The sequence below is a fragment of the Streptomyces sp. NPDC005774 genome, assembly GCF_042871645.1.
Lineage (GTDB): Bacteria > Actinomycetota > Actinomycetes > Streptomycetales > Streptomycetaceae > Streptomyces > Streptomyces pratens.
This window is the reverse complement of sequence record NZ_JBIAIV010000049.1, coordinates 41,500-53,708: the sequence shown is the minus strand read 5'-3', so window position 1 is coordinate 53,708 and position 12,209 is coordinate 41,500. Positions and strand designations below refer to the sequence as shown.

The following is a 12,209-nucleotide window of genomic DNA, read 5'->3' as shown; positions in this document are numbered from 1 at the left end:
TCAGATCTTTCCGATCCGATTTCCTCGGGGTTTCGCCTTCCGGGTCTCCGCTTTCGCGCTTTCCCTTTCCGGCGGTTCCGACTTTATCAGAAGTTCTGAGTCGAATTTCCCGACCCTCCGGGGACTGGATCCGATGCGTGAAGCAGTCGGGGTTCCCGGTCGGTGGGAGGTGTAAACGTACTGGAGCGGGGCGCCCCGATGCAAATCGAGGTGCCCCGCTGCCAGTTCTCGTGTACGGGCTGCCCTACGGGCCGTCAGACCTCCACGACGACAGGCAGGATCATCGGCCGGCGTCGGTAGGTGTCGGAGACCCACTTGCCCAGGGTCCTGCGTACCAGCTGCTGCATCTGGTGCGCTTCGACGACGCCGTCCTGGGCGGACCGTTCCAGGACATCGACGATCTTCGGCAGTACGGCGGTGAAGGCGGCGTCCTCGATGCCGGAGCCACGTGCCTGGATGTGCGGGCCGCCGGTGATCTTCCCGGTGGACGAGTCGAGCACCATGAAGACCGAGATGATGCCCTCGTCGCCGAGGATCTTGCGATCCTTCAGGGCCGGCTCGCCGACATCTCCCACGGACAGGCCGTCGACGTAGACGTACCCGGCCTGGACCTTGCCGGAGATCTTCGCTCTGCCGTCGATCAGGTCGACGACGACTCCGTCCTCGGCGATGACGATGCGGTCGTGCGGGACACCGGTCAGGGCGCCCAGCTCGGCGTTGGCTCGCAGGTGGCGCCATTCGCCGTGCACCGGCATCAGGTTCTTCGGACGGCAGATGTTGTAGAAGTACAGCAGTTCACCGGCGGAGGCGTGACCCGAGACGTGCACCTTGGCGTTGCCCTTGTGGACGACGTTGGCGCCCCAGCGGGTCAGGCCGTTGATGACGCGGTAGACCGCGTTCTCGTTGCCGGGGATGAGGGACGACGCGAGGATCACCGTGTCGCCCTGGACGATGCGGATCTGGTGATCGCGGTTGGCCATCCGGGACAGGGCGGCCATGGGTTCGCCCTGCGAACCCGTGCACACCAGGACCACTTCGCTGTCCGGCAGGTCGTCCAGCGTCTTCACGTCGACGACCAGGCCCGGCGGAACCCTGAGATAACCGAGGTCGCGGGCGATGCCCATGTTGCGGACCATGGAGCGGCCGACGAAGGCGACCCGGCGGCCGTACTCGTGCGCCGCGTCCAGGATCTGCTGGATGCGATGGATGTGGCTGGCGAAGCTCGCCACGATGATCCGTTTGCGCGCGCCGGCGAAAACCTGGCGCAGAACGTCAGAGATGTCCCGTTCGGGCGGGACGAAGCCCGGGACCTCGGCGTTCGTCGAGTCGGACAGGAGGAGGTCGATGCCTTCCTCGCTGAGCCGGGCGAACGCGTGGAGGTCCGTGAGGCGGTTGTCCAGCGGGAGCTGGTCCATCTTGAAGTCGCCGGTGTGGACCACCATGCCCGCGGGCGTGCGGATGGCCACGGCGAGAGCGTCGGGGATCGAGTGGTTGACCGCGATGAACTCGCAGTCGAACGGGCCGATACGCTCGCGGCGCCCCTCCGTCACTTCCAGGGTGTACGGACGGATGCGGTGCTCCTGGAGCTTCGCCTCGATGAAGGCGAGGGTCAGCTTGGAGCCGATCAGTGGGATGTCCGGCTTCTCGCGGAGCAGGAAGGGAACACCACCGATGTGGTCCTCGTGACCGTGTGTGAGGACGATGCCCTCGATGTCGTCGAGGCGGTCCCGGATGGACGTGAAGTCCGGCAGGATCAGGTCGATTCCCGGCTGCTCCTCCTCGGGGAAGAGCACGCCGCAGTCGACGATGAGCAGGCGGCCGCCGTACTCGAAGACCGTCATGTTGCGGCCGATCTCGCCGAGACCGCCGAGTGGGGTGACACGTAGGCCGTTCGCGGGGAGCGGCGACGGCCGGCCGAGTTCAGGATGCGGATGACTCAAAAGACTCTCCTCACCACACGCGCCACGTCCCGGTGGGGCACGTGGCGCGCATGACGTTGGTGCAGAAGCAGTTGTCGTTGTGGTGCGCGGGCACCGGTGGCCCGCCGCTTATTCAGTTGTGAAGTCAGGTTGCGCGAGCGGTCGCGCGAAGTCTGTTGTCAGAGCTGTACCCCGCCGGCGGCAAGATCGATCTTGAGCTGCTCGATCTCCTCCGGCGTGCACGCGGCCATGGGGGCGCGCAGGGGTCCGGCGGGCAGGCCCTGCAGGGCGAGCGCCGCCTTGGTGGTCATGACGCCCTGGGTACGGAACATGCCCGTGTAGACGGGGAGCAGCTTCTGGTGGATCTCGGTGGCCTTCTGGACGTCCCCCGAGGTGTACGCCTCGACCAGGGCGCGCAGCTCGGGCGTGACGAGGTGGCCGACGACCGAGACGAAGCCGACGGCGCCCACGGAGAGCAACGGCAGGTTCAGCATGTCGTCGCCGGAGTACCAGGCGAGGCGCGAGCGGGCGATGGCCCAGCCGGCACGGCCGAGGTCTCCCTTGGCGTCCTTGTTGGCGACGATCCGCGGGTGTTCGGCCAGGCGAACGAGCGTCTCGGTGTTGATCGGGACACCGCTGCGGCCGGGGATGTCGTAGAGCATGACCGGCAGCTCGGTGGTGTCGGCGATGGCCGTGAAGTGCCGGTACAGGCCTTCCTGCGGGGGCTTGTTGTAGTACGGGGTGACGACCAGCAGGCCGTGCGCGCCGGTGCGCGCCGCGGTGCGGGCCAGTTCGATGCTGTGACGGGTGTCGTTGGTGCCGACCCCGGCCACCACGTGGGCACGGTCTCCGACCGCCTCCAGGACCGCCCGTACGAGGTCCGCTTTCTCCGCGTCGCTGGTGGTGGGGGACTCGCCGGTGGTGCCGTTGATGATCAGGCCGTCGTTGCCTGCGTCCACCAGGTGGGTGGCGAGCCGCTGGGCGCCGTCGAGGTCGAGTGCGCCGTCCGCCGTGAAAGGCGTGACCATGGCGGTGAGGACCCTCCCGAAGGGGGTCTGCGGAGTGGAGGTCGGAGCCATGGGTTACACGCTACTCGTTGCTCGGGGCAGGGTCTGCCCTCGGGGGAGGCGACAAGTGGGGGCGAAGGGAGAGCCCGGCACTGCCTGCTCGGGGGTTCAGTCAGTGCCGGGCCCGTTTGATCAGGCTAGATGAACTACTGGAAATACCGCAATCCGGACGCCTCGGGGGGCTGACCGTACACGTGTGCCCGACCGGGGCTCGGAGCCCGTCCCCCGGGCTACGGGGCCACGCGTCCGTTGGCGTTGAAGGCGGCGTGGGTGAGCGGCATGAGCCGGGCCCATTCGGCTTCCATCTTTTCGCCGACCATCTCGATCTCCCGCTGTGGGAAGGACGGCACCTTCGCCAGCTCGTGCTGGGTACGCAGGCCGAGGAAGTGCATCAACGAGCGGGCGTTGCAGGTGGCGTACATCGAGGAGAAGAGACCGACCGGGAGGGTGGCGCGGGCGACCTCGCGGGCGACGCCGGCCGCCAGCATCTCCTGGTACGCGGCGTACGACTGCCGGTAGGACTCCTCCATGGCGTCGGTGACAGCCTTGTACTGCTCGGGGGTGCCGTCGACGAACTCGTACTTGCCGGGGCGGCCCTGCTGGACCAGCTTGCGGTCCTCGCCGGGGACGTAGAAGACCGGCTGGAGCTCGCGGTAGCGCCCGGACTCCTCGTTGTACGAATTGTGTACGACAAAGCCGTCCGCGATGAAGTTGTGGTGCGGCGGCGGCATGGAGATGTCGTAGGTCATCTCCTCCCCATCGGGGGCGACGGAGACGACGCCCTCCCAGCGCACACCGTTCTGGAGGGCGCGGCGGCGCACTCCGATCGGCACGCCTTCGCCGTTGGTCTTCCGCTGGTGACACGACTTGCAGGCCGGTCGCAGGTTCGAGACGTCGAGCGACTTGGTCAGGTCGGCGTCCACGGGGATGACGTGGTCCAGCGCCAGGTCCTTCGCCTCGAACTTCTCCTCGCAGAGGTAGCAGAGGTCCATGGGCGCGATGAGATCGGCTCGCTGCTCGGTGGTCCAGATCTGGATCCCCTCGCGCAGGCGCTTCGGGATTCCGACCCGCTCGCCGACCTCCACCCGACCGAGCCGCCCGACCCGGTCGCCGACGCGCAGGTCGCCGGCGCGGACCCAGCCTTCAGGCGTCCATACACGGTGCTCCGCGGTGCAACGCAGAACCTTGCCGTTGGTTGTCGAGACCTTGAGGATCGGCTTCACGCCGGACTCGAAGACGTCGACCATGCGCGCCTTCTCCGCCAGCCCGGTATCCAGGTCGATGGTGTCGGCCAGGAGGTTCTGACAGGACTTCAGTCTGCGCGTGCGCCCCATCGAGTCGGGCACACCGATCTTCCAGTCCCGATGGATGTCCGCGATGCGCTTGGTCTTGCCGTTCTTGCTGGTGCCGACGCGGATCCTGGCGTCACCCGGCAGGCACCAGCCGACCCGGTGGCGCATGAACTCGCGGAACACGAAGATCGGGGCGCTGACGAGGAACGTCAGGGAGTTGTGCTCGAACGGGCTGCCGTGCCGGTCCCGCATCAGGTAGTTGATCAGGCCCTTGGAACGCTCCGGGTCCTTCTCCAGTTCCCCGATCGACTGCTCGCCGAGGGTCGATACGCGGGCGGCGAACAGGACGTCCGAGTCCGAGGCGCTGGACTTCACCAGTTCGACGGTGACGTCACTCCGCAAGGTGACGTCAGCGGGCGTTGACGGCTGGGGATCGTCGGCGGAGGTCAAGGGGGTCCTTCCGGTCACATCACGGCTGCAGGTCGGCGACCACTCTACGGGGCGCCCGCCACAGCGGGAGATGGGCCGTGCCGGGACGGATTTTCACCGTCTGGGCACCTTCTGCCGGTGTCGTTCGTTTGTGTCGGTGAGAGCGATTCGTTCGAGGTTCTCAGGTTTAGAGGGGAGAAGTACCACTGATGTTCGGTCGACGGGAATCCGTGCCGTTCGCCTTCCTTTCCGATGAGTTCCGCAGCAATGTCATGCCCCCGCCGCGCGAGCGGGCTTCCGCCGGCGAGCTGGCCGGGCGCTGGCTGCTGGGGATCTGCGTCGTGGCCGGGCTGGTGGGATCCCTGGTGATCGGGATGCCCGCGCTGTCCACGGACGGGTCGGCCACGGGGACCGAGCACTCAGAGGCGTCCGACAAACGCTGAACGCACGCTGGACGGACACCGGACCGGCTCCTCGGCCGCACACCGGCAGAGGGTCCGGCCGCACGCCGAACCGCCCACAGGGACGGGGGCCGGCCCCAACCGGACCCCGAGAGTGGTGGGAGGTACCACGGATCGGTAGCCTCACCGGGCACTGCCCACGCATGGATCGAGTGAGGACCCAGCCGTGCCCCTGCCCTTCCTGACGGCCGACCGCGCCTTCGAGACGGCTGACGATGTCGCGCTGCCGTACCACGACCGTGACCGCTGGCGGCGCCCGTACCGGCCGGGCCCGTGGCGGGTGGGAGCGGCGGCGATACTGCTGCTGCTCGCCTCGTTCGTGCTGTTCTCGGCGGTGATCATCGCGGCTACGGCATCGCTGTCGTCGGCCGGCATGGTCTTCGGGACCGCACTGGTCGTCATCGTCGGCGCCCTGCGGTTGCTGCGCATGGGCACGTGGGTGAGTGCCCATGGACTGCGGCAGGTGAGTCCGTTCACCACCCGTACGACGCCGTGGGACCAGATCGTCTCGGTGCACACGGTGCAGCAGCCGGTGCGCTGGCTGGGGATGCCGCGGACGGTGCAGGGGCAGGCGCTGCTGCTCGTCCGGCGGGGACGGTCGACGGCCCCCGTACAGCCGCTGCTGACCTCGCACAACGCGGACTTCCTGGGGCGGGACGCGGCCTTCGACCGGGCGGCCGACTCCGTGGAGGTCTGGGCCGACGAGTACCGGCGGGTCTGAGCCGGACCGAGCCGCTGCGCACACGTACGACCCGGGGACCGGTCCGCACACGCGGACCGGTCCCCGGGTCGCTTTCTGCCCTGCCGGTCGTCCTCCTGCCGGTCGTCCTGTCGCAATGGCCCTGCCGCGGTCGCCCTGTTGTGCTCGGGTGCGGGAGGGGTCACCGGCTCGGCGGGACGTCAGGGGGCCGTCAGGGGGCCGTCTTGCGCAGGGCGATCGCGCGTTGCATCGCCTTGCGGGCGCGCGGGGTGTCCCGGGCGTCGTGATAGGCGACGGCGAGCCGGAACCAGCTGCGCCAGTCGTCGGGGGCGTCCTCCGTCTCGGCCTTGCGCAGGGCGAAGACCTCGTCGGCCGAGTCGCGGTCGACGCGGCCGCTGGGCAGGCGCTTGAGCTCGTCCACGGGCAGTCCGCCCTGTGCGTCGAGCTCGGCGGCGAGCCGGTTGGCGTTGCGGACGAACTCGGTGTTCTTCCACAGGAACCACACGCCGATGACCGGCAGGATGAGCACCGCCACGCCGAAGGTGACGGTGAGGGGCGTCCCGGCCTGGATGAGGAGCACACCGCGGCTGCCGACCAGGACGAAGTAGACGACCAGGACGGCGGCCGTGATGGCGTAGGAGATCTTCGCGCGCATGGGGTGGGCTCGGGCTCAGTTCAGGTCGAGGAAGTGTTCCAGGCCGAAGGTCAGGCCGGGAGTGGTCACCACGCGGCGGGTGCCGAGCAGGATGCCCGGCATGAAGCTGCTGTGGTGCAGGGAGTCGTGGCGGACGGTGAGGGTCTCGCCCTCGGCTCCGAGCAGGACCTCCTGGTGGGCCAGCAGGCCGCGCAGCCGGACGGCGTGCACCGGGACGCCGTCCACGTCGGCGCCGCGGGCGCCGTCCAGGGCGGTGACCGTGGCGTCCGGGGCGGTGCCGCTGCCGGCCTTGCGGCGGGCCTCGGCGATGAGCTGGGCGGTACGGGTGGCGGTGCCGCTGGGGGCGTCCACCTTGTCCGGGTGGTGCAGCTCGACGACCTCGACGGACTCGAAGTACGGGGCCGCGATCTGCGCGAACTTCATGGTCAGCACGGCGCCGATGGAGAAGTTCGGTGCGATGAGCACGCCCGTCTCCGGCGACTGGTCGAGCAGGCCCGTCAGCTGTGCGAGGCGGTCGTCGGTCCAGCCGGTGGTGCCGACGACCGCGTGGATGCCGTGGCGTACGCAGAAGTCGAGGTTTCCCATGACCGAGGCGGGGGTGGTCAGTTCGACGGCGACCTGGGCACCGGTCTCGGCGAGGGTCTCCAGCCGGTCACCCCGGCCGAGCGCGGCCACCAGTTCCATGTCGTCGGCGGCCTCGACGGCCCGTACCGCCTCGGACCCGATGCGGCCCTTGGCTCCGAGGACCGCCACACGCAGCTTGCTCATCTTCCTTGCTTCCTTACCGGAGAGGTCGAAACCGTGAGGTCGGGCCGGGCAGGCCCTAGGCGACCGTGTCGTGCAGCCTGGCCACCTGCTTGTCCTTGAGCGGGCCGATGACCGACAGCGAGGGCCGCTGTCCCAGGACGTCGCGGGCGACCGCGCGGACATCGTCCATGGTGACCGAGGCTATCCGGGCCAGCATGTCGTCGACCGACATCTGGTCGCCCCAGCACAGTTCGCTCTTGCCGATACGGTTCATCAGCGCGCCGGTGTCCTCCAGTCCGAGGACGGTGGAGCCCTGGAGTTGGCCGATGGCACGTCGTATCTCGTCGTCGGGCAGACCGTGCTCGGCGACCTGGTCGAGTTCGTCGCGGCAGATCTTCAGCACGTCGTGCACCTGGGACGGCCTGCACCCGGCGTACACGCCGAACAGGCCGCAGTCGGCGAAGCCCGAGGTGTACGAGTACACGCTGTAGGCCAGGCCCCGCTTCTCCCGGACCTCCTGGAACAGGCGGGAGGACATGCCGCCGCCGAGGGCTGTGTTGAGCACGCCGAGGGCCCACCGGCGCTCGTCGGTGCGGGACAGGCCCGGCATGCCGAGGAGGATGTGCGCCTGCTCGGTCCTCCGGTCGATCACGTCGACGCGGCCGGCGGTGCGCAGCGTGCGCCGTCCGCCGCGCGGGGCGATCGGCCGGGCGTCCGGGTCCTTGAGCGCGCCGGCCGCCTCGAAGGCCTCCCGGACCTGGCGTACGACCTGGTCGTGGTCGATGTTGCCCGCGCAGGCGACCACCAGGTGGGTCGGGTCGTAGTGCTTCTTGTAGAAGCGGCGGATGCGGTCGGCGGTGAGGTCGTTGACCGTGTCGACCGTGCCGAGGACGGGACGGCCCAGTGGGTTGTCGCCGAACATGGTGTGCGCGAACAGGTCGTGCACGCCGTCGCCGGGGTCGTCCTCGGTCATCGCGATCTCTTCGAGGATCGCGCCGCGTTCGATGTCGACGTCCTCCTCGAGGATGCGGGAGCCGGTCAGCATGTCGCAGATCACGTCGATGGCGAGCGGCAGGTCGGTGTCGAGCACACGCGCGTAGTAGCACGTGTACTCCTTGGCCGTGAACGCGTTCATCTCGCCGCCGACGGCGTCGATGGCGGCGGAGATGTCCAGGGCGGACCTGCGGTGCGTGCCCTTGAAGAGCAGGTGTTCCAGGTAGTGGGTGGCGCCGTTCAGCGCGGGGGTCTCGTCGCGGGAGCCGACGTGCGCCCAGATGCCGAAGGTCGCGGAGCGGACCGAGGGGAGGGTCTCGGTGACGACGCGCAGCCCGCCGGGGAGGGTGGTCCTGCGGACGGTGCCGATGCCGTTCTCGCCCTGGATGAGGGTTTGGGTACGGGCGACGGCCCGCGCCTCCGGGGAGGTGCGGGCCGTCGCCTTGGAGCCGTGGGACGTCACTGGTCGGTGTCGGCCTTCTTGTCGTCGTCCTCGCCCTCGATCACGGGGATGAGGGAGAGCTTGCCGCGGGAGTCGATCTCGGCGATCTCGACCTGGACCTTGGAGCCCACGCCGAGCACGTCCTCGACGTTCTCCACGCGCTTGCCACCGGCGAGCTTGCGGATCTGCGAGATGTGCAGCAGTCCGTCCTTGCCGGGCATCAGGGAGACGAACGCACCGAAGGTGGTCGTCTTCACGACGGTACCCAGGTAGCGCTCGCCGACCTCCGGCATCGTCGGGTTGGCGATGCTGTTGATCGTGGCGCGGGCGGCCTCGGCCTGCGAGCCCTGGGCGGCACCGATGTAGATGGTGCCGTCGTCCTCGATCGTGATGTCGGCGCCGGTGTCCTCCTGGATCTGGTTGATCATCTTGCCCTTGGGGCCGATGACCTCACCGATCTTGTCCACGGGGATCTTGACGGTGATGATCCGCGGGGCGTTCGGGGACATCTCGTCCGGCGTGTCGATCGCTTCCATCATCACGTCGAGGATGTGGAGGCGGGCGTCACGGGCCTGCTTGAGGGCGGCGGCCAGGACGGAGGCGGGGATGCCGTCCAGCTTGGTGTCGAGCTGGAGGGCGGTCACGAACTCCTTGGTGCCGGCGACCTTGAAGTCCATGTCACCGAAGGCGTCCTCCGCACCGAGGATGTCGGTGAGGGCGACGTAGTGCGTCTCGCCGTTGATCTCCTGGGAGATCAGGCCCATGGCGATGCCGGCGACGGGGGCCTTGAGCGGCACACCGGCGTTCAGCAGCGACATGGTGGAGGCGCAGACCGAGCCCATGGACGTCGAGCCGTTGGAGCTGAGGGCCTCGGACACCTGACGGATCGCGTAGGGGAAGTCCTCGCGGGCCGGGAGCACCGGCACGATGGCGCGCTCGGCGAGGGCGCCGTGGCCGATCTCGCGGCGCTTGGGGGAGCCCACGCGGCCGGTCTCGCCGACGGAGTACGGCGGGAAGTTGTAGTTGTGCATGTAGCGCTTGCGGGTCACCGGGGAAAGGGTGTCCAGCTGCTGCTCCATACGGAGCATGTTGAGGGTGGTGACGCCCAGGATCTGGGTCTCGCCACGCTCGAACAGCGCGGAACCGTGCACCCGCGGGATGGCCTCGACCTCGGCGGCCAGGGTGCGGATGTCAGTGACTCCGCGGCCGTCGATGCGCTTCTTCTCCTTGATGACGCGCTCGCGGACCAGGGACTTGGTCAGCGCGCGGTACGCGGCGGAGATCTCCTTCTCGCGGCCCTCGAACTCCGGCAGGAGCTTCTCGGCGGCGAGCTGCTTGACGCGGTCCAGCTCGGCCTCGCGCTCCTGCTTGCCGGCGATGGTGAGCGCCTGGGCGAGCTCGGGGCGGACGGCGCCGGTCAGCGCCTCCAGGACGTCGTCCTGGTGGTCCAGGAAGATCGGGAATTCACCGGTCGGCTTGGCGGCCTTCGCGGCGAGGTCGGCCTGGGCCTTGCAGAGGACCTTGATGAAGGGCTTCGCGGCGTCGAGGCCGGCGGCGACGACCTCCTCGGTGGGGGCGTCGGCACCGCCCTCGACCAGCTTGATGGTCTGGTCGGTGGCCTCGGCCTCGACCATCATGATCGCGACGTCGCCGTCCTCCAGGACGCGGCCCGCGACGACCATGTCGAAGACGGCGTCCTCGAGCTCGGTGTGCGTCGGGAAGGCGACCCACTGGCCGCGGATCAGCGCGACGCGGACGCCGCCGATCGGGCCGGAGAAGGGCAGACCGGCCAGCTGCGTGGACGCGGAGGCGGCGTTGATCGCCACGACGTCGTACAGGTGGTCGGGGTTGAGCGCCATGATCGTGGCGACGACCTGGATCTCGTTGCGCAGGCCCTTCTTGAAGGACGGGCGCAGCGGGCGGTCGATGAGGCGGCAGGTGAGGATCGCGTCCTCGGAGGGCCGGCCCTCCCGGCGGAAGAAGGAGCCGGGAATCTTGCCGGCCGCGTACATCCGCTCCTCGACGTCCACCGTGAGGGGGAAGAAGTCGAGCTGGTCCTTGGGGTTCTTCGAGGCCGTGGTGGCCGACAGCACCATGGTGTCGTCGTCCAGGTAGGCCACGGCGGAGCCGGCGGCCTGCCGGGCGAGGCGGCCCGTCTCGAAGCGGATGGTGCGGGTGCCGAAGGAGCCGTTGTCGATGACGGCCTCGGCGTAGTGGGTCTCGTTCTCCACCAGTGGGTTCTCCGTTACTTGTCGTCTTTCGTCCCGCCTCGCCCGTGTGGCGGGGGGACGGGGTGGAGAAGCGCGCCGTCCGGTGCGGGCCGGTCTTCGATCGAAGCTCCCGGGTTCATTCACCCGGGGGCCACTACCGAGGACCGGCGGCGGCGAGGTGCGCTTCCCCTCGTGTGTCGGAACGTCCGGGGGGACGTCGGGGATGGTGCCGGTGACGGCCGCGACCTGGTCGGTACCGGTCGTCACAGCGAGTCGGTGCTCTTGCCTTGTGCTACCACACTACAAAGACGTGGTGACACTCCGCACGTACAGCAAAGGGAGCGGTCCCCTTTCCCCAGGGGAACCGCTCCCGTCACGGCGTCTTACTTGGCGCCCGCCGCACCACGACGGATGCCGAGGCGGTCGACCAGCGCACGGAAGCGCTGGATGTCCTTCTTGGCGAGGTACTGCAGCAGTCGGCGGCGCTGACCGACCAGGATGAGCAGACCACGACGGGAGTGGTGGTCGTGCTTGTGGGTCTTGAGGTGCTCCGTCAGGTCGGAGATCCGACGGGACAGAAGAGCGACCTGGACCTCGGGGGAGCCGGTGTCACCTTCCTTGGTGCGGAAGTCGGCGATGATCTGGTTCTTCGTAGCGGCGTCGAGCGACACGCGTACTCCTCATGGTCTGTGACTGGCCACCGAGCGCCCCCGGTCTTCACCTCGGGGGATCTTCCATGACTCGGAAGGCGGGATCCGCAGGGCGCGGCCTCCGGAGCAGTGCTCCGAGGGTGCGTACACATACGTCCGTCACTCAGAGTACCAGCCGATGGCAGGCCCCCTTACCACGGTCCGCGGAACCGCCCAGGTGGGACGCTGGGGGCCACTAATGTGAGCGCTCGTACCAGTCCATCGGACCGGTCGCCGGACCGGTCCGACGGACCGGTCGTCGGACCGGTCATACGTCGGGAAGGGGTCGCTGCGACATGGCGGAGACGGCTGAGGAGATCAAGGCACGCAAGGAGCGGGAGAAGGACGAGCTCTACGCACTCGACATCTCCGGCGCCGAGTGGCACAGCGCGCCGGGCACCGAGGAGCACGAGGAACGGGTCGAGATCGCCTACCTGCCCGACGGCGCGGTGGCCATGCGGTCCTCCCTCGACCCGGACACGGTGCTGCGGTACACGGAGGCGGAGTGGCGTGCCTTCGTGCTCGGCGCACGGGACGGCGAGTTCGACCTGGAGCCGGCGGGTCCCGAGACGGAATGACCGCCGTACGCGTCCGGGAGCGTGCAC

At 68.9% G+C, this 12,209-nt stretch carries 11 protein-coding genes and 1 pseudogene; 3 read left to right on the top strand and 9 right to left on the bottom strand.

Features of this window, described 5'->3' with window-relative positions; all coding sequences use genetic code 11:
* Positions 1-254: 254 nt before the first annotated feature.
* The 4 genes and pseudogenes from ACFYQA_RS31750 to ACFYQA_RS31735 all read right to left on the bottom strand — a co-directional run.
* Positions 255-1,940: a ribonuclease J gene (locus ACFYQA_RS31750; protein WP_388925261.1), complete on the bottom strand. Its 1,686-nt coding sequence runs from the start codon at positions 1,938-1,940 to the stop codon at positions 255-257.
* A 158-nt stretch (positions 1,941-2,098) separates the two neighbouring features.
* Positions 2,099-2,998, bottom strand: a complete 900-nt coding sequence (gene dapA, locus ACFYQA_RS31745; protein WP_388925258.1) for a 4-hydroxy-tetrahydrodipicolinate synthase — start codon at positions 2,996-2,998, stop codon at positions 2,099-2,101.
* Positions 2,999-3,216: 218 nt separating this feature from the next.
* On the bottom strand, positions 3,217-4,446 hold the full coding sequence (gene thyX / locus ACFYQA_RS31740) for an FAD-dependent thymidylate synthase (RefSeq protein WP_388925267.1): 1,230 nt from the start codon (positions 4,444-4,446) through the stop codon (positions 3,217-3,219).
* Positions 4,444-4,653: pseudogene (locus tag ACFYQA_RS31735) on the bottom strand (FAD-dependent thymidylate synthase); the annotation flags it as partial. The pseudogene ACFYQA_RS31735 and the gene thyX, both read right to left, overlap by 3 nt.
* 263 nt (positions 4,654-4,916) lie before the next feature.
* On the opposite strand from ACFYQA_RS31735, the gene ACFYQA_RS31730 reads away from it, so the two are divergent.
* Positions 4,917-5,150: a hypothetical protein gene (locus ACFYQA_RS31730; RefSeq protein WP_388925255.1), complete on the top strand. Its 234-nt coding sequence runs from the start codon at positions 4,917-4,919 to the stop codon at positions 5,148-5,150.
* A 184-nt stretch (positions 5,151-5,334) separates the two neighbouring features.
* Positions 5,335-5,889 carry a hypothetical protein gene (locus ACFYQA_RS31725; RefSeq protein ID WP_388925252.1) on the top strand — a complete coding sequence of 185 codons (555 nt, stop codon included), beginning with the start codon at positions 5,335-5,337 and terminating at the stop codon, positions 5,887-5,889.
* A gap of 190 nt (positions 5,890-6,079) precedes the next feature.
* Here ACFYQA_RS31725 and ACFYQA_RS31720 read toward each other — a convergent pair whose 3' ends face one another.
* The 5 genes from ACFYQA_RS31720 to rpsO form a co-directional block, all read right to left on the bottom strand.
* A complete protein-coding gene (locus ACFYQA_RS31720) occupies positions 6,080-6,523 on the bottom strand; it encodes a hypothetical protein (RefSeq protein ID WP_388925249.1) in 444 nt (147 codons plus the stop codon).
* A gap of 15 nt (positions 6,524-6,538) precedes the next feature.
* Entirely contained in the window at positions 6,539-7,291 is a 753-nt protein-coding gene (gene dapB, locus ACFYQA_RS31715; protein WP_388925246.1) for a 4-hydroxy-tetrahydrodipicolinate reductase, read from the bottom strand.
* 55 nt (positions 7,292-7,346) lie between these two features.
* Entirely contained in the window at positions 7,347-8,726 is a 1,380-nt protein-coding gene (locus ACFYQA_RS31710) for a M16 family metallopeptidase (RefSeq protein ID WP_388925243.1), read from the bottom strand.
* Positions 8,723-10,936, bottom strand: a complete 2,214-nt coding sequence (locus ACFYQA_RS31705; RefSeq protein WP_388925240.1) for a polyribonucleotide nucleotidyltransferase — start codon at positions 10,934-10,936, stop codon at positions 8,723-8,725. The genes ACFYQA_RS31710 and ACFYQA_RS31705 overlap by 4 nt, the downstream gene beginning before the upstream one ends.
* 362 nt (positions 10,937-11,298) lie before the next feature.
* Positions 11,299-11,586, bottom strand: a complete 288-nt coding sequence (rpsO, locus tag ACFYQA_RS31700) for a 30S ribosomal protein S15 (RefSeq protein WP_042168273.1) — start codon at positions 11,584-11,586, stop codon at positions 11,299-11,301.
* A 314-nt stretch (positions 11,587-11,900) separates the two neighbouring features.
* On the opposite strand from rpsO, the gene ACFYQA_RS31695 reads away from it, so the two are divergent.
* A complete protein-coding gene (locus tag ACFYQA_RS31695) occupies positions 11,901-12,182 on the top strand; it encodes a DUF397 domain-containing protein (protein WP_388925238.1) in 282 nt (93 codons plus the stop codon).
* Positions 12,183-12,209 lie beyond the last annotated feature (27 nt).